A 21,825-nucleotide genomic window follows, 5' to 3' on the forward strand; every position below is an offset into this window, starting at 1 on the left:
GTTGGCAATCTAATCGCTGCCCAAGGCCTTGAGTGCGTAGATGTCGTAACGGCTTGATTTGCCATCGACCGTAAAGGTAGGTGCCGGCCCTTCGATGGCCGGTGCCTTGCGCGCCCGCTTGACGACCACGCGACAGCGCGCGGCTTGCAGCGCCGCCGCCAGCAGCTCGCGATCATCGCTGTCGTAGCCCACCAGCTCACGGAACGCCAACATCTCCTTCTTCACCTGCGCCTTCTTGTCGGTATGCGGAAACATGGGGTCCAGATACACCAGATCCGGCGCCTGCTCGGAGCTGCACTGCTCCAGCCACTGGCGTCCATCGGCATGCTCCAGGCTCATCCGTGCCAGGATGTCGGCCAGCTCCGGCGACTGCTCCGCCTCGACCAGCCCCGATTCCAGCAGGGCATGGACCACGGGAGAGCGCTCCAGCATGTGTACCCGGCATCCCAGCGTGGCCAGTACGAAGGCATCGCGCCCCAGCCCGGCCGTGGCGTCAACAATACTGGGGCGTATTCCTCCCTTGAGCCCACAGGCCTTGGCTATCAACTGCCCGGCGCCGCCCCCGAACTGGCGCCGATGCGCCACCGCACCGGAAACAAAGTCGGCCTTCACCGGGCCCGGCCGCTTGCGCCCCGTTGCGCACAGCGACAGAGCCTCGCCCTCCAGCAGCAACACCTGCTCCCAGGGGGTCTCAAGGGCCAGATCAGGCTGCGCTACCAGCGGCAGCTGCAGGCGCTGAGCCAGCACTTCGGCATGTGCCTGATCCGCCTCAGCCACAAATCCGACCGCCAGACTCATGCCGCACCTCCCGGCCATGCAAAATAGGTCACCAGCAACAGCATGCCCAGCAGCAAACGATAGATCACGAAGGGTTTCATGCCCACGCGATCCAGCCACTTCAAGAACAGATGGATACAGGCCAGGGCACTAAGCCCTGCAATCAGGGCACCGGCGCCCACCTGCAGCCAGTGGGTGCTACTGCCTTCCTGATACAGCTCCAGCCCCTTGAGCGTGCCGGCGCCGAGAATGACGGGGATCGACAGCAGGAAAGAGAAACGCGCGGCCGACTGGCGATCAAACCCCAGCATGAGTGCTGCGGTAATGGTGATGCCTGAGCGTGAAGTGCCCGGGATCAATGCCAACGCCTGCGCCAGCCCAATCAGTCCGGCATCCTTGACGCTCATCTCCGTGGTGGTGCGCTGTTCACGACGGCGGGCATCGGCCCAGCCCAGGAGCACACCGAAGATCAGCGTGGTGCCCGCAATCACCAGCACCGAACGACCATAGACACCGATGATCTCGCTGCCGACAAAACCAGCCACCAGCGCCGGCAGGGTCGCCAGGACCACCAGCCAGGCCAGCCGCCCCTCGGCATCCGTGTGCCCACCCAGCGACCGGAACCAGGCCCGCGTCATCAGCAGGACCTCTCGGCGAAAATAGAACATCACCGCCAGCAGCGTGCCGACATGCACACCGACATCAAAGGCCAGTCCCTGGTCATCCCAGCCCCACAGCTGGGACGGCAGGATCAGGTGTGCGGAACTGGAGATGGGCAGGAACTCGGTCAGTCCCTGAAGGATGGCCAGCAGGGCCGTCTGGATCCACTCGCTGACGTTCACTGCTGGTCCTTCTTCTTCCAGGCAACCTGGTCACGCAGGTAAACAGGTCGCGCCTCGTCGGGCGCCACGGCCTCGCCCCGGGCCAGTGCTCCCTGCGCCAAGCGCGCCATGGCTTCCGCCTGTGGATAGACATCCGGCTGGCACTGTTCAACCTGTGCGACCAACGCTGCGTTCATCTGCTCCGCATAGCACCAGCCACTGCCCAGCGCCTGCAGCGGTTGTCCCTGCAGTTCGGCCGGCAGCACCATGGCGGCCGGGGCACACACCTGCTCTTCCACCTTCAACACGGGCAGACCGTCACGGCACTGCCAGGCACTCCAGTAGACTTCATCCATGCGCGCATCCAGCGCCGTCACCAGGTACTGTCCTTCCTGCGCAGCGGCGGCAAAGGCCATCGCTTCAAGGGTGGATACCGGTACCACTGGCAGGTCAGCAGCCAGTGCCAGGCCCTGCGCCGCCCCCGTGGCGATGCGAATGCCGGCAAAGGAACCCGGACCACGGCCGAAGGCAATGGCATCCAGCGCGCGCAGCGGCACATCCGCTTCGGCCAGCAGCTCCTCGACCATGGGCAGCAATAGATGGGTGTGACGTCGCGGCTCGACCTTGAAGCGCTGTAGAAGCTGACCATCCAGCAGCAACGCGGCCGAGCAGGCATCGGTGGAAGTATCCAGGGCAAGTATTTTGGACATGGGGAACTCGGGGTCTGTGGATAAACGCGGTTATTGTAAAGGCAGGACCGGAACAATGCATCCGACCATGCAAGAGCCACTCAACGGGGGGACTGCGAGTCGGATATTCGCGCACAACGTACGCCCCCACGAGACGCCCCAAAAGACTCCCAAAGAAGATACTCAAGGAGAATGTCATTCGCTTCTCCTTGAGCCCCCGCGACCGCCGGACGCTGCCGGAACACGGGAACATGCCGTGCATGTGTGGGACTAGAGCATGTTTTCGCCCCAGCGGGGCAGCAGTGTCTGTTCAAACCCCAGCTGTGACAGCAGGCGCGCCACAATGAAATCGACCATCTCTTCCACGCTCTGCGGACGCTGGTAGAAACCCGGACTGGCCGGGACCACCACGGCGCCCATGCGGGTCAGCTTGAGCATATGCTCCAAATGGATCTCGGAATAAGGCGCTTCACGCGGTACCAGCAGCAGCTGACGCCGCTCCTTGAGCGCCACGTCGGCCGCGCGCTCGATCAGGTTGTTGCTGGCACCACAGGCAATGGCGGACAGGGTGCCAGTGCTGCACGGGCACACCACCATGGCGCTGGGCGCGCCGGAGCCGGACGCCACCGGTGCCATCCACTGCTCTCGGCCATAGACCTTGATCTGGTGCTCGCGCGCAGCAAAGTGCTCGTGCAGAAACCGCTCCATGGCGTCGGGGGCACCCGGCAGCTTGAGGTCGGTTTCGGTCGCGATCACCACCTGGGCAGCCTTGGACACCATCAACAATACCTGGACATCCAGTTGTACCAGGCATTGCAGCAGGCGCAGTCCGTACTGGACGCCGGAGGCGCCGGTGATCGCCAGGGTTACCCGGCGGCTGAACGTTTCCTCAGAGGACATGTATCGATTCTCGCTGTTCCAGCGCCTTGAGCAGTTTCTGGTGAATGCCGCCAAAGCCGCCATTACTCATGATTACAACCTGGGCGCCGCGCGGCAACTCGCTGACCAGGCGGCCAACCAGCGCATCGATCTGGCGCTCCAGGCGTGCGGGTACCGGGCTCTGTTCAACCACCTCGTCCAGTGACCAGTCCAGCCCTTCCGGCTGATACCAGTAAACACGATCGGCCGCCGCCGTCGCCTGGGCCAGTTCAGCCTTGTGCGCCCCCAGCCGCATGGTGTTGGAGCGCGGTTCGATGACAGCCACCACCTCGGCATGCCCTGCACTGCGAGCCTTGATCCCTTCCAGCGTGGTCTGGATCGCGGTCGGGTGATGGGCAAAGTCGTCATATACGGTGATACCGGCCACTTCGCCCAGCTTTTCCATGCGCCGTTTGACGCCGGCAAAGCGACTCAGGGCCTCGATCGCATGCTCCGGCGTGACGCCCACATGACGTGCAGCCACCAGGGCATTGATGGCATTGCTGACATTATGCAACCCCGTCAGGCTCCAACACACCTCGCCCAGCGTCCCGCCTTCATGCTGAACAGCAAAGTGACTGCCGTCTTCACTCAGCAGCTGCGCCGACCACTGGGCACGGCGGTCAAACCCGGTGAGCACTTGTTCGCTCCAGCAGCCCATTTCGATCACTTCATCCAGCGCAGGAACATCGGCCGGCATGATGATCTGGCCGTTGTCGGGCACCAGACGAACCAGGTGATGGAATTGACGCTGGATCGCCGCCAGATCCGGGAAAATATCAGCGTGATCAAACTCTAGATTGTTCATGATCAGCGTACGCGGGTTGTAGTGCACGAACTTGGAACGCTTGTCAAAGAACGCCGTGTCATACTCATCGGCCTCGATCACGAAAAACGGCGTTTCGCCCAGGCGCGCCGAGGTCTCGAAGCCCAGCGGAATGCCGCCGATGAGGAAGCCCGGCGCCATGCCGGCCTGTTCCAGAATCCAGGCCAGCATGGTGGCCGTGGTGGTCTTGCCGTGCGTACCGGCCACGGCCAGCACCCAGCGGTCAGCCAGCAAATGATCGTGCAGCCACTGCGGACCGGAGGTATAACGCATATTGTGCTGCAGCATATACTCGACACAGGGGTTGCCGCGGGACATGGCATTGCCGACCACGATCAGGTCAGGCCGCGGCTCCAGCTGGGCCGGATCATAGCCCTCGATCAGCTCGATACCCTGCTGCTCCAGCTGGGTACTCATCGGCGGATAGACATTGGCATCCGAGCCGGTGACCCGGTGCCCGAGCTGCTTGGCCAGCACGGCCAGCGAGCCCATGAAGGTTCCGCAGATTCCGAGAATATGAATGTGCACCCCGGTACTCCTTTCTGTTTGGGAATGCGACTCATCATAGCAGGTCGGGATGATGAAAACCGCCCTGCCGAAACCATGCAAAACGCCTGCCGATAGCGTACAATTCAGGGGTCTTTCAAATCGGATCAAACCCAAAGGCCGACACCACCCATGCAGCTGCTCAGCAACTACCTGAAACACCACGAAACCGACCTCGAACTCGTTGAACTGATCGACACCCTGATGATCGCCTGCAAGGAAATTGCCCTGCAGCTGCGCGAAGGCGCACTGGCCGGCATCCTGGGCACCACCGAAGACACCAACGTGCAGGGCGAAACCCAGAAAAAACTGGATGTGATCTCCAACGATGTACTGAAAAAGGTATTGCTGGACAACCCACTGGTGCGCGGCATCGCCTCAGAAGAGGAAGATGACCCGGTCTTCGGCAACCCGGAAGGTCGTTTCCTGGTGACCTTTGATCCGCTAGACGGTTCGTCCAACATCGACATCAATGTTTCCGTCGGCACCATCTTCTCCATTCTGGAAGTGCCCGAGGGTGGCGGTGAAGACTCCGTTGAACTGTTCCTGCAAGCCGGGCGCAAGCAGGTGGCGGCGGGCTACGTACTTTACGGCCCGTCTGCCGTACTGTCGCTGACCACCGGCCAGGGCGTCAATATGTTCACCCTGGCCCATACCGGTGACTTCCTGCTGACGCGCGAAAACGTGCAGATCCCGACCCAGACCAAGGAGTTCGCCATCAACATGTCGAACCATCGCTTCTGGGAAGAGCCGATGCGTAACTACATCGACGACCTGCTCAAGGGCGCTGATGGCCCGCGTGGCAAGAACTACAACATGCGCTGGATCGCGTCCATGGTGGCCGAAGTGCATCGTGTGCTGACCCGTGGTGGCCTGTTCACCTACCCCTGGGATTCCCGCGATCCGTCCAAGCCGGGCAAGTTGCGCCTGATGTATGAAGGCAACCCGATGAGTCTGCTGATCGAGCAGGCCGGCGGTATCTCCAGCACTTGCTATGGTGACATCCTGGATGTGCAGCCGGACCATATCCACCAGCGCGTATCCGTGGCGTTGGGCTCCAAAGAGGAAGTGGAAGCCCTGCTCGAGTACCACTGCGAGTGCTGAATTTTCACCGGTAAGTCGTATTCCCGCGGGCTGCAGAGCTGTTTATACTCTGGCCCGCTATCCGTTCTGTCCTTGTAACCGATAACAGGAAAACAGCTCATGAGCTTCGAGAAAGTCCCTGCCGGCAAAGATCTGCCGAATGACCTCTACGTGATCATCGAAATTCCGGCGGAAAGCTCCCCGGTGAAGTACGAAATCGACAAGGATGCTGATGCCATCTTCGTTGACCGCTTCATGGCTGCGCCGATGTTCTACCCGGCCAACTACGGCTACATCAACAACACGCTGGCAGACGATGGCGACCCCCTGGACGTGCTGGTCCTGACCCCGAACCCGGTGATGACCGGTTCCGTGATCCGCTGCCGCCCGGTCGGCGTGCTGAACATGACCGACGAAGCCGGTGGCGATGCCAAGCTGGTGGCGGTTCCGCACGAGAAGCTGAGCCAGGCGTACAACGACATCCAGGACGTTGAAGATATTCCTCAGCTGACCCGCGATCAGATCTCTCACTTCTTCGAGAACTACAAAACACTCGAAAAAGGCAAGTGGGTCAAGGTCGAAGGCTGGGCGAACGCTGACGCGGCCCGTGCCGAGATCGTCAAGTCCGCCGCTGCATACGAAGCTGCCAAGTAAGGCCGCTTTGACCGGGGCGTAGCCACTGCGCCCCGGTTTTCAACCCCCATCCTGCTCTTTTCCACCCTCCCCGTTCTGCTACACTGGCCGCTGTCTCATTCAACCCGACAGAGAAGCCGATGAAGTTTTCAGGTACTGACCGCTACGTTGCCACCGACGATCTGCAGATGGCCGTGAATGCCGCCATTACCCTGCAGCGCCCGCTGCTGGTGAAAGGTGAACCCGGCACCGGCAAGACCATGCTGGCCGAGGAGCTGGCCGACGCCCTGGGCAAACCGCTGCTGCGCTGGCACGTCAAATCCACTACCAAGGCCCAGCAAGGTCTGTACGAGTACGATGCCGTTTCGCGTCTGCGCGACTCTCAGCTCGGTGACGACCGTGTGCACGATATCGCCAACTACATCCGCAAGGGCATGCTCTGGCAGGCGTTCGAGGCCGACGAACAGGTGGTGCTGCTGATCGACGAGATCGACAAGGCCGACATCGAGTTTCCCAACGACCTGCTCACCGAGCTCGACAAGATGGAGTTCGACGTTTACGAGACTGGTGAGCGTATCAGCGCCAAGAAACGCCCCATCGTGATCATCACCAGCAACAACGAGAAGGAATTGCCGGACGCCTTCCTGCGCCGTTGCTTCTTCCACTACATCGCCTTCCCGGACAAGGCCACGCTGGAATCCATCGTCGATGTGCACTTCCCGCAGATCGAACAGACACTGGTACGTGAAGCGCTGGAGATCTTCTTCCGCCTGCGTGAGGTACCCGGCCTGAAGAAGAAGCCCTCGACCTCGGAGCTGATCGACTGGCTCAAGCTACTGCTGGCCGACCGTATTCCGTCCGAGGTACTGGCGGATCAGGACCCGTCCAGCGCCATGCCGCCGCTGTATGGTGCCCTGCTGAAAAACGAGCAGGACGTACACATGCTGCAGCGCCTGGCCTTCATGACCCGCCGCGGAGCGCGCTGATGCTGATCGACCTGTTCAGCCACCTGCGCCAGGGCCAGGTGCCAGTGTCGGTGCGTGAACTGCTCGACCTGATCGCTGCACTGGAGCAGCGCGTTGCCAGTCTGGACGTGAACGACTTCTACCTGCTGGCCCGTGCCTGCATGGTGAAAGACGAGAAATACTACGACCGCTTCGACCGCGCCTTTGGCCAGTACTTTGCGGGCCTTCAGGCACAGGGCGATATCACCGATGCACTGATCCCCTCACACTGGCTCGACAGCGACTTCCTCAAGCAACTCAGCGACGAGGAAAAGGCCCAGATAGAAGCACTGGGCGGGCTGGACAAGCTGCTGGATACGCTCAAGCAGCGTCTGGAAGAACAGCAGGAACGTCATTCCGGCGGCAACAAGTGGGTCGGCACCGGCGGGACTTCGCCTTTCGGTCACAGCGGCTACAGCCCGGAAGGCATTCGTATCGGCGGCGAGAGCAAACACAAGCGCGCGGTGAAAGTCTGGGAAAAACGCGCGTTCCGCAATCTGGACGACAGCGTGGAGCTGGGCACCCGCAACATCAAGGTGGCGCTGCGCAAGCTGCGCAAGTTCGCCCGCACCGGCGCCGCGGATCAGCTCGACCTGGACGACACTATTCGCTCTACCGCCCGCAACGCCGGGCTGCTGGATCTGAAGATGGTGCCCGAACGCCACAATGCTGCCAAGGTGCTGCTGTTTCTTGATGTCGGCGGTTCCATGGATCCGTTCATCCGCACCTGTGAAGAGCTGTTCTCGGCGGCCCGCACCGAGTTCAAGCACCTGGAGTATTTCTACTTCCACAACTGCGTGTATGAAAAAGTGTGGCGCGACAACCGCCGCCGCTACGACGAAGCGATCCCGACGCTGGATGTGTTACACACCTACGGCCGGGATTATCGGGTGATCTTTGTCGGCGATGCCGCCATGTCGCCCTATGAACTGATCGACCGCTACGGCAGCGTCGAGCACATGAACGAAGAGCCGGGACAGCTCTGGCTGCAGCGGATCCTGGATACCTGGGACAAGGTGATCTGGCTGAACCCTTCTGCCGAACGTTACTGGCACTATACCCACAGCACCCAGATGATCCGTCAGCAGCTGGACGATCACATGTACCCGCTGACGCTGGCAGGGATCGAAGCCGGCATCCGCCACCTGTCGCGCTGATACCCTGCCCAGGACACTGCCCTGGACAGGGGTCAGGTGGCGGCTCAGGTCAGCTGAAAGGCTATCAGCGTCCGGCCTGTTCCCGCGCCGCCTCTTCCAGCCGCTGGACATAGGTCAGGTTTTCCCGGGCCTTGGGATAAAAGGTGGGCGACAGCGTCAGTGCCTGCTCGAAATACTGCTTCGCCAACGCATAGCGGCCGTCCAGCATGCAGATGTAGCCTATATCATTGTGCGCCCGGGCAGTATCCATCACCCGTTCCAGTGCATTCAACGCGGCCAGATAGCGTTCCTGGCGAGCATAGACCAGCCCCAGGTTACGCCAGGCCTGATCATATTCGGGCTCGACCTCCAGTGCCTTGCGAAACTGCTGCTCGGCCTCGCGCCAGCGAGATTCCAGGTAATAGGAATACCCCAGGTTGTTCAGGGTCGCCGCCGATTCCGGGCGGATAGCCAGTGCGGTCTGATACAGCTGTTGCGCCTGGGCCGTCTCGCCATCCAGATCCGCCAGCACCCCCAGGCCGTTATAGGCCCGGCCGGGCGAGCGGGCATCGTAGGCACCGGCACTGCCCTCGTCAAAACGCTTGCGGTCCAGTGCCACCGACTGGTGCAGATACTGCTGTGCCTTGGCATAGCGGTTCTGTTTCAGGTTCAGTACGCCCAGCGATTCCAGCACACCAATGTGCTCGGGCTCCGCGGCCAGGGCGCTGCGCAGTGCCAGCGAGGCCAGCTCGTTATTGCCGCGGTTCATGTGTACCTGCCCGATGCGCAAATAGGCACTGGCGTTGTCGTTATCCAGCTCCAACACCTGAACATAATAGAACAGAGCTTCGTCGCTATCGCCCCGCGCCAGTGCCTGATCCCCCATGCTGATACCCTGACGCACGGTTGCAGGCTGCGGCAGGCCGTTGTACGCCAGTGTTGGCTTGCCTTCATAGAAGGCGGCATTACCCTGACTGTCTGGCGGCGAGGTTTGAGAGCTGGCAGCGCACCCGCCCAGTAGCAGCACCACGGTCAGCATGCCGCTCGTTTTCAGGACACCCCTTGTACTCAACATCATGTTGAATCTCCCCTGTTCAGGTCGGTGCGGCACTGATATCAGCGCCCGAATACTTCCAGTACTTTCAGAATAGCCGGTCCTACCGCGACGACGAAAAATCCGGGCCAAATACAGAAGGTCAGCGGAAAGATCATCTTGGTGCCGATCTTGGCCGCCTGTTCCTCCGCCGCCTGCATGCGCTTGTCACGAAACTCTTCCGAGTACACGCGCAGAGTGTCGGCTATGCTGCTGCCGAAGCGCACGCTTTGATCCAGCAGCGCTACCAGGCTACGAATGTCCTCGACCCCGGTCCGTTGCGCCATACCACGCAAGGCCTCGATACGGTTTACCCCGGCACGAATCTCCACGTTAACCAGATGCAGCTCTTCAGACAGTTCCGGATGGCTGACCTCCAGCTCCTGGCCGACACGCTGCAGGGCGGCGGTCAGCCCCAGGCCCGACTCGACACAGACCACCAGCAGATCCAGCGCATCCGGGAAGCCATTGCGAATGGCGCGCATGCGGCGCTTGGCCAAGTGGTCCAATACCATGTTGGGTAGAATAAAACCGAGATAGGCCGCCCCGACACAGATCATCAGCACCTTGTCAAAGCTGAGCGTGGGGTTGAACGTCGTTCCTAACCAGACGCACAACAACAGACCCAGCGCCAGTAACACCTTCAAGGCATAGAGTGAATTGATGGCGCCGGGGTTGCGAAAACCGGCATGGACCAGCTGCGCCTGCAGCTTACTCTTGTCCCAATCCTTGCCTGGCAGCAAATGCCGGGTCACCGGATCCATGGATGACAGCACCTTACTGCGCTGGTCGCTGGATGTAGCTTTGGCTTCGGGATGACCGGTCAACACCCGTACGCGGTGCCTAAAGGGGGCTGCCAAGCCGTTCACCAACACCGTTAGGCTCAAGCCAAACGCCAGGGCTGCTGCCGTCACCAGGCCAATGACAATATAGCGGGCATAGACTTCACTCCCGACCTGCTGGGTGATCAGTTCCAATAAGGCATCCATAGGTCACACCTCGATTCTCAGCAAACGACGGATCCAAAAGGCGCCCAAGACCATCAACACGAAACTGATCATGATCAGCTGGTGCCCACGCTCGGATCTCACCAGCACTTCCATGTATCCTGGCGTTGTCAGGTAAATCAGAATGAACAGGCCAAAGGGGACCAGCATCAAGATCCAGGCTGATAACCGCCCCTCTGCCGACAGGGTTTTCACCCGGCGCTGGAAGCGGAAACGCCCCCGAATCACCTTGCCAATGTTCTCCAGAATTTCAGCCAGGTTACCGCCGGTTTCCTTTTGCACCAGAATGGCGGTGACAAAGGCCATCAATGTGACACTGGGCACACGCTCCAGCAGGCCCAGCATCGCTCGGCGCAGGTCGGAGCCGTAGCTCAGATCCGAATAGGTGATACCGAACTCTACCGAGACCGGCCCTTCCAGCCCCTCAGCCACCAAATTGAGCGACTCGCTGAAGGGGTGACCGGTCAGCAACGCGCGCTTGATAATATCAATCGCTTCCGGTAGCTGAGCCTCGAACTCGTGCAGCCGTTTACCGCGTAAAAACATCAGGCGCAGGTAAGGTGCCAACAGCAACACTCCCCCCACCACCAGCGCCACCGGCCAGAAACGCAACACCAGAAGGGCCAGTACAAACCCGCTGAGCCCCAACAACAATGACAGCAGCACAACCTTGTAGGCCATGATCTGACCACCGGACTGTTCGATCAGCCGTGCCAGGTATTCCATCCCGGGCAGCGATTCCAACTGGCGTTCCATGGGGTTGAGTTTTTTCAGATAACGAGATCGCAACAGGTTGCTGATGGAAGGTTGATCCGACTCCGTGGAAATTTCGCCCAGACGCTGCTGCAGACGCCGCTTGACCTTGCGCTGCTCACCGAATACCGGGATCGAAAGACTGGCCAGCAGGATAAAGACCGACACGAATACCATGGACAGTATTACGATGGTTTCATTGGACTCCAGTGCAAAGTTCATCGTTATGCCCTCCCCTATTCGGGCTCAAACAGCGCGGTGGGAATGTCGATACCGCGCTGGGCCAGTCGCTTGTGGAAGCCCGGCACGATGCCTGTGGCCTTGAACCTGCCCAGCACATTGCCCTTGGCATCCAGCCCCTGACGCTCGAAAGTGAACAGCTCGGACATGGTGATAATGTCGCCTTCCATGCCATTGATTTCCTGGATACTGACCAGCTTGCGGCGCCCGTCCTCCAGCCGCGTCACCTGCAGCACCACATCAATGGCCGAGGCGATCTGTGCCCGTAGCGCCTTGGTGGGAAAGCTGATGCCGGTCATGGCGACCATGTTCTCGATACGCCCCAGGGCATCGCGGGCACTGTTGGCGTGAATGGTGGTCAGGGAGCCATCATGGCCGGTGTTCATCGCCTGCAGCATGTCCAGGGTTTCACCGCCACGCACCTCACCCAGTACGATGCGGTCCGGCCGCATCCTCAGGCTGTTTTTCACCAAGTCACGCTGGGTCACCTCGCCCCGCCCCTCGATGTTGGGCGGGCGGGTTTCCAGCCGTACCACGTGAGGCTGCTGCAGCTGCAGCTCCGCCGAGTCCTCAATGGTGACGATGCGCTCGTCATGAGGGATGTAACCGGACAGAATATTGAGCAGGGTGGTCTTGCCCGAGCCGGTCCCGCCGGAGATAAGGATATTCAGGCGCGCCTTGACGATCCCTTCCAGCACCGGAGCAACGCGTGCATCAACAGAGCCTTTCTCGATCAGGTTCTCCATCGACAACAGTTCCACCATGAAACGGCGAATGGAGATCTGCGGCCCGTCCAGCGCCAGCGGCGGGATGATCACATTGACACGGGATCCGTCCTTGAGCCGGGCATCTACCATCGGCGACGACTCATCGATATGGCGCCCGACACTGGAGACGATGCGGTCGATGGTGTTCATCAGGTGGCCGGCGCTGCTGAAGCTCACCGGGCAGTGTTCCAGCTTGCCGAAACGCTCCACAAAAATGGAGTCCGGCCCGTTGACCAGAATATCGGAGATGGTGCTATCCTCCAGCAACGGCTCCAGCGGTCCCAATCCCATGATCTCGTCTTCGATCAGCTTGACGATTTTCTGCCGCGACTGGGAGCTGAACGGCACCGCGTGTTCATCCATCAGTTGGCGACACAGATCACTGATCTGGCGCCGCGCCTCTGCTTCCTCCAGGCTATCGATCAGGGACAGGTCCATCCGCTTGAGTAGCTCACGGTGCAGCTGCTGCTTGCATTCGATTTCTGCTGCGGACAGGGTTTCGATCATTAATGGCGGACGCTCCTGCACCGCTGCCTCTTCGATCTCGACCTCTTCCACCTGCGCCAGTTCAGTCACTTCTGCGACACGCAAACGGTTCAGTCGGTTACTCAATAACGACATGGCTCAATCCCCCTTGACCAGATGCAACAGCTTGCTCAGCAGCCCCGGCGATGTGGTGTCCTTATTGCCGGCCACCTCCTGACTGAGCCCCTGCAGTGCCCGCGTGATCGGCGCCCGTCGCGCCACGTTCAGCAGCGGCATGCCGTTGTTAAGCGACTCGCTGACATGCCGAAAATCATTGGGCACCGTCATAATCGGTTGATGTTTCAACGCCTTGGCCACCTCGGCCAAGGTGATCGGCGACGCCTTGTCATAGCGGTTAACCACCACCAGAATGCGATGATCAGGAATATCCAGATCCCGGCGCATCACATCAATCAGGCGTGAGGCATCCCGAAGGTAGGTGATGCCCTGCTGCAGGGTCAGCACGATCTGGTCCGCCTGCTCCAGCACCGTGGTCGTCACCAGATCAATCTGCCTGGGCAGGTCCACCACCAGATGCTGGTGGTCTTTGGCCAGCAAGCGGAACAGCTGCAGCAGCTGCTCGCAGGACACCTCATCGCTGAGCAACAGCCGATCCGACTCGGAACTGAGCACCTTCAGGCCGCTGACGTGGCGCGCCAGATAACCGTCCAGCGCCAGGCTGTCCAGATCCTCAACGTTTTCCAGCGCCTGCTTGATGCCGCGCTGAGGGTTGAGATCCAGGTAGTGCGACAGCGAGCCGAACTGCAGGTCCAGATCGACCAGCACTACCTTGCGCTGGCCATCACTGGCCAGCTGGTGCGCCAGATTGGTCGCGATCAGGCTGGCACCTGAGCCGCCCTTGGCATTCATGACCACCGTCAGGTGGGTATGCAGTGCACTCTGCTGGTCACGGGTCTCACGGTAGAGCTGATCCACGATGCGCAACAGCTCGCCGTCTTCCAGCGGCTCAGGGAAAAAGTCACGCGCCCCTGCCTTCATCGACAACCGCATCGCTTGCGCCGGTGCCTCGGCGCTGACCACTAGCATGGGAACGCGTGTCTCTACCGGACGAGCACAGAGGGATTCCAACTCGGCCTGCCAGCACTCGCCGACCCGGAAAATCAGCAGGTCCGGCAGCTGCTCCAACCCATGCAAGGGATCAGAGTGGCCATTGCTGATCAGTCGGCAGTTGATTTTCACCCCCACCGGCATCAGGCTCAGCGCCGCTTTCAGTTGCGTCAACGCATCCGCCGAACGGCTGGCGATCAGGATCGAGAACGCCTTGGCATTTTTAACGCCCGGCGGCGTTTTTACTTCGTAAAGATGGTTTTGCTTCATCATGGCGGTTCTCCTCTCCACTGCCATCAGCGGTTGAGAATTTATTTAAGTTCGCAAAGGTCTTGATCTGGATCTGCGGCTACGGGGTGTACTCCAAGACTTTCGGCAGGCAAGGTGGTTGAGAAATCCAGCGCGGCAATTGGATCAATATCAACAAGGGGAATAATCATCTGGTGTGAATAGTTAACAACCCGTGCTCTAACGTAGTAGGTATCCTCAGTGGCTATCGGCGGGCCAAGAACCGTCCCCGTTTGCGAGAGGTATTCAATTGCAATGTTGTCTTTGGAAAAGTTTAAAAGCATATCCCCACCGAAAGCCCCTTTATCTCTCGCAAACTGAGACCCACCGGACTCATCACTAACTGGGCAAACCGCCGCCAACCGCGCTGCCCGACGCGTCGCTTCATCCAGCACATTCCAGGTAAACATCAGCCGGCCAAACTCGATCAAGCCGAACAGCACCATGAACAGCACAATTCCCACCAAGGAGAATTCAACCGTGGTCAGGCCCTGCTGGCGGAAACGGCTATTGATGGGCTTCATCTTCAACCTCCTGCCAACACTTTCATATTGATGGCGCTGGTCAACGGGAAGTTGATCGAAACGGGGTCACCCAAACCAAAACTGGGCAACTCGTCAAACAACATGGGAGTGAAGGCATACTGAACCTGAATCTGCACCTCTTGGGTGCCGGTAACGCGACAGAAGCCGACATCGGCAGTGGTCAGGCCCGGCAGCAAGGGCTCGGCATCGGCGGACACACCTTCTGTACCGTATACCACCAAGTTCGCAGCACGCGTCATCAGGTTATTGGGTAACGTACCCCCCGTTTCGCCACATTCGCTCAAACCGGCCTGCTGGTTATATTTAAGACTCGCGGCAATCAGGCGCACACCATCACGCTGGGCCTTGGTCAGCGTGTTGTACTGGTACAGCATCCGACCGATTTCAGCGGTGGCCAGAAAGAGGAACAGCAATAGTGGCAATACCAGTGTCATCTCCACTGCTGCAAGGCCTTGTTGAGATTTACGCCACTTGGCAGTTCCGATATTCATCAGGAATCCTCGCTGCCAAAGTCGCGAAAGAGGACTATCTTGGTGGGTAAAGGCCCTGCAGGATCTGAGTCATCGGAAAAGCGACCATTGGAACTGCACCCGGGGGCTTCACCTCCTACAAATTGACCATATATCTCAGATTCATTGCCGTTTTTAAGTACTTTTTGCGTCAGGAAGAAACAACCAACCCCGTAAATTGGCACATCGTGAGCACCAGATGTTGCTGTTGAACACTGACCTATTGGCAGGGCGACTACACGACGCCAACAACCTGCATCGGGATTTTCGCTATTACAGCTTTCATTTTTTTCAGCTTCAGCATAGGTTGCAAAATCCACAATATCGTCATACCGATCAGGCTCCGGTGAGCCTTCTCGTTTGATCGAGCGGCTTCCGTCATCATTTTCTTCTACATACAAAGGGTAGGGGTTGTTTTCTTTCAGAGCGGGGCTATCAACATTCTGGCAGCTATTCTCACACCAGGTTTCTGTGACCGGGTCAGCTGGTACATCATACTTTTTAGAAGCATCACCAAAACGAGTATTGATGCCTTCTTCGACAGGGCCTGTTGAGTTACCTGGCTTTGTCGATTCCATCTCACCCACTGTCACACTATGTGTAGCAGCGCCAGCAAGCGCCGCCTGTATTTCGGGAAGTGTCATTTCCTTCCCGCCTTCATCTTCAAATCGCAGCAAGTGAAAATTGCCTGGTCCTGGATCACCACTGGTTTGAGATGAGGCCTTAAGCACCATAAGGTCATCTAATGATTCAATATGTTCTTCCGAATCCCTGTACGGTAAACCATGGTAGTAATGCACATCGCCATCTCCTGGCAGCTCATCATCATGGTTACAGCTCGGATCCGATTTATCACAACCACAAATCAGAATTGGCAACACATTATCAAATGTCTTATCCAATTTAATTGTCCCTGCCACAGCACTGGCCGATACCGGCAAATTATCCACCCCCACCACTCTTACCAACCAACTTGCCAAGCTCAGGTCATCAGCAATGACACGGACATAACCGGGTTCAGCCGAGCCGGGGTCAAAGGGGTTCAATGTTTTGGAAAACTCAACGGTAAAGGCGCCGCCATCCGCATAGGCATCACTCAATTCATTGTTTTCCGACAACTCCAGGTTGCTTATAAAGGTGGCCAGTGCTGCCGCTCTGGCAGCGGACTCAGCACCAGGAGCGTCCGGGCTATAGTCGGCAAAAGTACGAGCCCCACTCAACGCGGCAGCATCGACGGCATTCTGCAGTCGGGTCTTGTTCAGCAACAGATGGCCGCCATCCAGGGCCAGCCCGGCTATGGCGATCAGGGCAATCATGGCCACGGTGACCAATACCAGTACCGCCCCCTGTTGCGACTTCCGCAGTTTTGCTTCGATTGGGCGCTGCATGATGTTCGCCTCCTCTCGGCAGGGGCCGCGTGGCGGCTCCCACCCTGGTTACGGCTGGGCCGGTGTGGGGGTCAGTCCCCAATATTGATTTCGATATCACCGGCAACCCCGGTGGCACTTTCACTCTGGCCGCGATAGTCCGTGATAACCTGATGCGCCTTGACACCGTCCAGGCGTAGCGGACCATGTTGATCGGCCGCGTCCGGGTTGTGGGTCTGGCTCTGCCGCATCGTATCGACCGCCAGGCCCAGGGGCTCATGCGGCGGATTGGTGCTGCAGCCTGCCAGCAGCAGCGTCGCGGCGGTGATCAGGGCCGGTGTCCAACAGTGGCTTTTCATGACATCTCTCCTGTTGCGTCCGATTACTCGATACTGTGGCCAAAAGTGGATTCGGTGCCTTCCGTCATCGGGAAGACCCGTGTGCCGTCACCGCCCATGGCGTCCTGCATGCCATGTGTAGCCGCAACTTGGGCACCGCCAGACGAGGCACTGCCCCGGGTGCGGCCCAGCAGATAGAATTCGGCATCGGTCGGCTCGACGAAACCATCCCCCGGCAGGCGGATGCCCTCGTTCTTGAACGGCTGCGCCAGGGTCGGCGTGACCAGAATCACCAGCTCGGTCTCGCCGCTTTCAAACTGGGAACTGCGGAACAGGTGCCCCAGCACCGGCACATCGCCCAGGCCGGGAAACTTGTTGACGGCTTCACGGCTGCTTTCGCTGATCAGGCCGGCGATACCGATGGTCTGGCCATCACCCAGCTCCACGGTCGAGCGGGCGCTGCGCTTGGTCAGGGCCGGGATCAGGTAGGTACCGCTGTCGCCCACGCTGCTCTGCACCGAGCCGGTCGAAGCAAAATCGGTTACGGCCACATTCAGGCTGAGGTTGATCGTGCCCGAATCCAGCACCACCGGCAGGAACTTGAGGCCGACACCGAACTCCTTGAATTCGATAGTGATGCCATCGTCATCCGGCACTGGCACCGGGAACTCGCCCCCGGAAAGGAATTCGGCTTCCTGTCCGGTCAGGGTGGTCAGGGTCGGCTCCGCCAGGATACGGGCGCTGCCGTTCTGCTTGGCGGCATCGAAGGCCACGCTGAACAGTAGGTTACTGTCGAGATACTTGGCCAATATGCCCTGCTGGCTTAGGCCGGGGACGGCATTGCTGAAGTCGATCGCATCGAAATCCGTGCCACTACCGATGTTGCCGCCGATGCTGCTGGCACCCACGCTCCAGAAATCATCGCGCACATCGAGCATGTTGAAATTGATGCCCATGCGCTTGGTGAGATCGCGTGACATTTCCGCCACGGTGACTTTCAGCATCACCTGCTGGGAACCGCCCACCTTGAGCAGATTGACCACCTCCCCGGCCTGGGTGGCCCCTTCGCCGGACGGTTTTTGCAGGAAGCTGTCCGCCAGGCGTACGGCCATGTCCATGGTGCCCAGGTTGGAGACTTCGCCACTGAGCAGAATGGAGCCCTGTGATGAGTTCACCTTGATGTTTTCACTGGGTGCCATTTCGAACAACTTGGCCTTGAGGCTGTTCACATCCGGGGTGACTTCCACGTCGATGGACGCGGTAAGCCGGTTACGCTTGTCCCAGAGCAGCACGTTGGTGGTGCCGATGCCCTTGCCCAGCACGTAGATCTGCTGGGAGCGCATCACCAGAATATCGGCCACTTCCTCGTTGCCGATCGATACCTTGTGTACCGGCCCGTTGAGCTGTACCACCTTGGACTTGTACAAGGGGACGGTCAGACGTTCGACCGTGGAGTCTGCGTTAATTTCGGCGGCCCGGGCGTCGATTGCCAGCAGTGCCAGCAGCAGTACCAGCAGGCAGGCGGGCAGTGCCCCTTCCAGCCAGCGGTCAGTGCCTGCGGGGGTATTCGTGTGATGTGCTCGATAGTTGGCCATCATCCTGTCTCCTCAATGCCTGTACCTGGCCCGCGACTACATGGGCACTCGTTTGCGTTCCCAATCCACGCCCTTGATCACGATGACGGAGGGCGGCGCGGAGTAGCGGCGTGTCGGCTGTGGCTTGGCCACAGGCGCGGGTGCAGGCTCTCCCACCACCGGGGCTTCCGCCACCACTGGTGTCGGTGGCTCTTCGGTCTGCGGGTTACGCAGCGTCAGCTGGATGCGCCCTTCTTCACGGGCCTTGGCCAGCTCTTCGGACTCCTTCGGCGACAGCTCCAGGGTCACGGCACGCACCACGATGGGGTCGTTCTTGTCGGTGCGCGCCTTCTGATCCACCGCCAGCACCTTGATACCCTTGAGCACCGTACGCGCCTTGACGTTCTTGCCCTCGTTCTTGGTGGCGATGATATCGACGTGATTGCCCGGCAGCAGGAACCCGGCCACGCCCACCACATCGTTGACGCGCACGGTAAAGGCCCGCTTGTCAGGGTCGATCAGCGCCGCCAGTGTGGCGCCCTCCTGGTGATCACTGAGCCGCTCGCGACGCAGGGCATCACCGGCCAGAATATCCGCCAGCGGCACCATGCCCTCGACCTCGGCCGGGTCGCTGATGCTGTTGGCGGGCACCAGGTCATCCGGCATCGACTTGATCGTCAGATGACGTCGTTCAATGGCCTGGCCGTAAGGAATATCCATGGCGGCATAGACCACCGGAGTGCCCTGTGCCGCCGTGGCGGTGTTGCCCGGCAACTGCTGCTGCAGCCAGGCGTTGGTGTAAATCGCTGCACCGGCGGCCAACAGCACCGACAGGGTCAGCAACAGCAAGCTTCTGCCCTTAAACATGGTCATTCCTCCTGTTCAGGGTGGTCGAAGACATCTCTGTTTCCGCGTCCAGGCGAACAAAATAGCTGTCCCAGGCCCAGTGCAGAGATTCGGTATCCAGCGTGGCGCCGTCCTGGCCCAGGTAGCGCACACGGTCCTGTGCCATGCCCAGCAGGTCACGGGGGTGGCAGGGGCGCAACCCGACCTGGTGCCGGGCATGCAGATCCGTCAGTGCACACTGCAGCAGCGCCGGATCAAAGGTGATGCCTTTTTCCGCACACACCTGCTGCCAGATGCGGCTGTATTCGTCCGGCTGCAAAAAGCCGAAATAGATCTTGTAGCCGATGCGGCGCAGAAAGGCCTCGTCGGCCAGGTCCAGCGGATTGATGTTGGACGAGAACACCAGAATCTGGTCGAAGGGGGTCTGGAAATGACGCCCTGCCCCCAGGGTCAGGTAGTCCTGCTTCTCTTCCATGGGCACGATCCAACGGTTGAAGATCTCCATCGGCGTGGCGCGTTGGCGCCCCATGTCATCGATGATGAAAATGCCGTTGTTAGCCTTCAGCTGCAGCGGTGCCTGGTACTCCTTGGTCACCGGATTGAAATGCACTTCCAGCATATCCATACCCAACTCGCCGCCGGTGATCACTTCCGGGCGCCGGCAGTGAACAAAGCGCGGATCGTGGCCCTGGTTCAGCATCAGACTGGGTGACTGCTCGGCCGACTCAACCGGCTGGTGCAGCAGCGGATCGAACAGGGACACCACCTGCTCGTTGACCGATATGGCGTAGGGAATCAGGCAGGTGTCGGCAAACAGGCCGGTCAGCTTCTGGGTGATGTAGGTTTTGCCGGTACCGGCCGGGCCATAGATGAAAATGGCGCGGCCCGAGTTCATGGCCGGGCCGAGCTGCTGCTTGAGCGAATCCTTCAGCACCACATCGGCAAACAGGGCATTCAGCGACTCGGCGGTGACATGGGCGTTGTGGACGGTTTGAGCCGCAACCACCTCACGGTAGCGCTGAATCGGCACCGGTGCCGGTCCCAGGTAACCGCTGCGGGCGTAGGCATCGATGGCTGACTCACGGCCGCGCTGGGTCAGGCCATAGCTGAGTTCACGCTTGTCGAACCCCTTGCCGTGCACCTCGATCATCACTTCCTGGCGCAGGAATTCGATCAGCTCTTCCAGCACCGGCCCGGCCAGCGCCAGACGCTGCATCAGCTGTTTGGAACTCAGCAGACCGGCATCGTAAAGGTGCTTGATCATCAGTTCGGTGAGAAAGTGACGGCTCAGGCCGGTCTCGGCCAGCGCCAGCGGGCGCGGAGCCAGCTGCTGCAGCACATTTGACTGCACCGGCGCAGCCTCGGCCGTCATGCTCATGGCATCATTCATTGCATCACCCCCAGTGCCTGCAGCTGATAGCCGATTTGGGTGGTCAGATGGTAGAACTCCAGCTTGCCGGTCAGCCCCAGCTGTATCAGGGTGCCCAGTACAATGGAGAGCGAAAAGGGAAAGCGGCGGCGCGCTACCGAGCCGACCTCGGCCGGAATCAGGGTACGCGTTGTCACCATCACCAAGTAGCGGCGATACAGGCTCACCAGCTCGCCGCTGCGCAGAATCATGTAGACGGCGACACAGCCGCCGATCACCAGAGAAAAGGCGGCCGCCATCAGGACGGCCGAGGGCCCGATAAAGCTGCCGATGGCTGCCATCAGCTTGACATCACCGGCGCCCATACCGCCGGTGAGGTAAAAAGGTAAGAGAAATAACAGGCCAATCCCAACACCTTGTAAGCCAAAGTGAACAGCTGAGGTTGGTAGAAGCAAATAGTTCAAGGCCAAGCCAATGCCCAGAAGGCAGAGGGTTAACCAATTAGGTATTTTGTTGAAACGCCAGTCCAGAATCACAGCAAGCATCAACACCAGTATTAGCAAAGCTGTTGATATATCGTATGTATATAATGCGAGCATAAGATTCACCTGTATTTACTGGACTGGCATCAATTATCCAACCCCTTAAGCGATCTCATGCATCTCCGCATGCACCGCGCACTGCATCTTCACCATCTGAAATCACATCAGCTAGATACTGTACTGTTGCAGCTACTTCACAACCAAGATCAGTAAATGCTGCGACAACAATTGCAGCAACTAATGCCCCCGCAATCGCATACTCAACCGTAGTCAGCCCTTCTTCGTCCTTGATGAAGTCCATAATTTTCCGAGTCATCATGTTCATGGTTCCGCCCTCTGTCTTGAGTGCCCCGCGGGGCCGAAAGCCGATGCGGTTGCCTGGCTGGCGGTCTGCACCGGGTACGTGAGTGACTATAGAAAGATGAGAGAAGGGCGGCTGGGACTATTTTGTACAAAAACTAGGACTATTTTGCGCCGGGCTGTTTCAGGCCTGAAACAACAATCGGTTATAACGCAGTCGATACACCCAACAACCGTTTTGTATAAAAAAAAAACAGATAT

Annotated in this window: 23 protein-coding genes; 4 read left to right on the top strand and 19 right to left on the bottom strand. The window is 59.5% G+C overall.

The genetic code is table 11. The features are described 5' to 3' along the window. Positions 1-9: 9 nt before the first annotated feature. The 5 genes from KTN04_RS09010 to mpl all read right to left on the bottom strand — a co-directional run bounded on the left by KTN04_RS09010 (position 10) and on the right by mpl (position 4,559). A complete protein-coding gene (locus KTN04_RS09010; protein ID WP_217334889.1) occupies positions 10-798 on the bottom strand; it encodes a class I SAM-dependent methyltransferase in 789 nt (262 codons plus the stop codon). After that, the gene (locus KTN04_RS09015; RefSeq protein WP_217334890.1) at positions 795-1,619 is read right to left on the bottom strand and encodes an undecaprenyl-diphosphate phosphatase; all 825 of its coding nucleotides are present in this window, start codon (positions 1,617-1,619) and stop codon (positions 795-797) included. The genes KTN04_RS09010 and KTN04_RS09015 overlap by 4 nt, the downstream gene beginning before the upstream one ends. After that, positions 1,616-2,308 (bottom strand): tRNA (adenosine(37)-N6)-threonylcarbamoyltransferase complex dimerization subunit type 1 TsaB, encoded by a 693-nt coding sequence (gene tsaB / locus KTN04_RS09020; RefSeq protein ID WP_217334891.1) that lies wholly within the window; start codon positions 2,306-2,308, stop codon positions 1,616-1,618. Before tsaB ends, KTN04_RS09015 begins: the two co-directional genes overlap by 4 nt. 249 nt (positions 2,309-2,557) lie before the next feature. Then, on the bottom strand, positions 2,558-3,187 hold the full coding sequence (locus tag KTN04_RS09025) for a flavin prenyltransferase UbiX (RefSeq protein ID WP_217334892.1): 630 nt from the start codon (positions 3,185-3,187) through the stop codon (positions 2,558-2,560). Further along, positions 3,177-4,559, bottom strand: coding sequence for a UDP-N-acetylmuramate:L-alanyl-gamma-D-glutamyl-meso-diaminopimelate ligase (mpl, locus tag KTN04_RS09030; protein WP_217334893.1), 1,383 nt, complete (start codon positions 4,557-4,559; stop codon positions 3,177-3,179). Before mpl ends, KTN04_RS09025 begins: the two co-directional genes overlap by 11 nt. Positions 4,560-4,709: 150 nt before the next feature. Between mpl and KTN04_RS09035 the strand changes: the two genes are divergently transcribed. The 4 genes from KTN04_RS09035 to KTN04_RS09050 all read left to right on the top strand — a co-directional run bounded on the left by KTN04_RS09035 (position 4,710) and on the right by KTN04_RS09050 (position 8,454). After that, entirely contained in the window at positions 4,710-5,681 is a 972-nt protein-coding gene (locus tag KTN04_RS09035; RefSeq protein WP_217334894.1) for a class 1 fructose-bisphosphatase, read from the top strand. A 99-nt stretch (positions 5,682-5,780) separates the two neighbouring features. Further along, positions 5,781-6,314 (top strand): inorganic diphosphatase, encoded by a 534-nt coding sequence (gene ppa, locus KTN04_RS09040; protein WP_217334895.1) that lies wholly within the window; start codon positions 5,781-5,783, stop codon positions 6,312-6,314. Between the two features lie 119 nt (positions 6,315-6,433). Continuing rightward, positions 6,434-7,279, top strand: coding sequence for an AAA family ATPase (locus KTN04_RS09045; protein WP_217334896.1), 846 nt, complete (start codon positions 6,434-6,436; stop codon positions 7,277-7,279). Continuing rightward, the gene (locus KTN04_RS09050; RefSeq protein WP_217334897.1) at positions 7,279-8,454 is read left to right on the top strand and encodes a vWA domain-containing protein; all 1,176 of its coding nucleotides are present in this window, start codon (positions 7,279-7,281) and stop codon (positions 8,452-8,454) included. Before KTN04_RS09045 ends, KTN04_RS09050 begins: the two co-directional genes overlap by 1 nt. Before the next feature lie 64 nt (positions 8,455-8,518). Here the strand turns inward: KTN04_RS09050 and KTN04_RS09055 are convergent, their stop codons facing one another. The 14 genes from KTN04_RS09055 to KTN04_RS09120 form a co-directional block, all read right to left on the bottom strand. Beyond that, positions 8,519-9,511, bottom strand: coding sequence for a tetratricopeptide repeat protein (locus KTN04_RS09055; protein WP_217334898.1), 993 nt, complete (start codon positions 9,509-9,511; stop codon positions 8,519-8,521). Positions 9,512-9,549: 38 nt separating this feature from the next. Continuing rightward, the gene (locus tag KTN04_RS09060; RefSeq protein ID WP_217334899.1) at positions 9,550-10,515 is read right to left on the bottom strand and encodes a type II secretion system F family protein; all 966 of its coding nucleotides are present in this window, start codon (positions 10,513-10,515) and stop codon (positions 9,550-9,552) included. A gap of 3 nt (positions 10,516-10,518) precedes the next feature. Then, the gene (locus tag KTN04_RS09065; RefSeq protein ID WP_217334900.1) at positions 10,519-11,508 is read right to left on the bottom strand and encodes a type II secretion system F family protein; all 990 of its coding nucleotides are present in this window, start codon (positions 11,506-11,508) and stop codon (positions 10,519-10,521) included. Between the two features lie 14 nt (positions 11,509-11,522). Further along, on the bottom strand, positions 11,523-12,914 hold the full coding sequence (locus tag KTN04_RS09070) for a CpaF family protein (protein WP_217334901.1): 1,392 nt from the start codon (positions 12,912-12,914) through the stop codon (positions 11,523-11,525). A 3-nt stretch (positions 12,915-12,917) separates the two neighbouring features. Then, entirely contained in the window at positions 12,918-14,159 is a 1,242-nt protein-coding gene (locus KTN04_RS09075; RefSeq protein WP_217334902.1) for an AAA family ATPase, read from the bottom strand. A gap of 38 nt (positions 14,160-14,197) precedes the next feature. Further along, the gene (locus KTN04_RS09080; protein WP_217334903.1) at positions 14,198-14,698 is read right to left on the bottom strand and encodes a TadE family protein; all 501 of its coding nucleotides are present in this window, start codon (positions 14,696-14,698) and stop codon (positions 14,198-14,200) included. A gap of 2 nt (positions 14,699-14,700) precedes the next feature. After that, on the bottom strand, positions 14,701-15,210 hold the full coding sequence (locus KTN04_RS09085; RefSeq protein WP_217334904.1) for a TadE/TadG family type IV pilus assembly protein: 510 nt from the start codon (positions 15,208-15,210) through the stop codon (positions 14,701-14,703). Continuing rightward, positions 15,210-16,616 carry a Tad domain-containing protein gene (locus tag KTN04_RS09090; RefSeq protein WP_217334905.1) on the bottom strand — a complete coding sequence of 469 codons (1,407 nt, stop codon included), beginning with the start codon at positions 16,614-16,616 and terminating at the stop codon, positions 15,210-15,212. Before KTN04_RS09090 ends, KTN04_RS09085 begins: the two co-directional genes overlap by 1 nt. A 71-nt stretch (positions 16,617-16,687) precedes the next feature. Then, the gene (locus tag KTN04_RS09095) at positions 16,688-16,954 is read right to left on the bottom strand and encodes a hypothetical protein (protein ID WP_217334906.1); all 267 of its coding nucleotides are present in this window, start codon (positions 16,952-16,954) and stop codon (positions 16,688-16,690) included. A 23-nt stretch (positions 16,955-16,977) separates the two neighbouring features. Beyond that, a complete protein-coding gene (locus KTN04_RS09100; RefSeq protein ID WP_217334907.1) occupies positions 16,978-18,528 on the bottom strand; it encodes a type II and III secretion system protein family protein in 1,551 nt (516 codons plus the stop codon). Between the two features lie 36 nt (positions 18,529-18,564). Further along, positions 18,565-19,374, bottom strand: coding sequence for a Flp pilus assembly protein CpaB (gene cpaB, locus KTN04_RS09105; RefSeq protein WP_217334908.1), 810 nt, complete (start codon positions 19,372-19,374; stop codon positions 18,565-18,567). After that, positions 19,367-20,743 carry an ATP-binding protein gene (locus tag KTN04_RS09110; RefSeq protein WP_217334909.1) on the bottom strand — a complete coding sequence of 459 codons (1,377 nt, stop codon included), beginning with the start codon at positions 20,741-20,743 and terminating at the stop codon, positions 19,367-19,369. The genes cpaB and KTN04_RS09110 overlap by 8 nt, the downstream gene beginning before the upstream one ends. After that, on the bottom strand, positions 20,740-21,321 hold the full coding sequence (locus KTN04_RS09115; protein WP_256449078.1) for an A24 family peptidase: 582 nt from the start codon (positions 21,319-21,321) through the stop codon (positions 20,740-20,742). The genes KTN04_RS09110 and KTN04_RS09115 overlap by 4 nt, the downstream gene beginning before the upstream one ends. A 55-nt stretch (positions 21,322-21,376) precedes the next feature. Continuing rightward, positions 21,377-21,589: a Flp family type IVb pilin gene (locus KTN04_RS09120; RefSeq protein WP_217334911.1), complete on the bottom strand. Its 213-nt coding sequence runs from the start codon at positions 21,587-21,589 to the stop codon at positions 21,377-21,379. Positions 21,590-21,825 lie beyond the last annotated feature (236 nt).

The organism is Marinobacterium weihaiense (assembly GCF_019061305.1).
GTDB classification, from domain to species: domain Bacteria; phylum Pseudomonadota; class Gammaproteobacteria; order Pseudomonadales; family Balneatricaceae; genus Marinobacterium; species Marinobacterium weihaiense.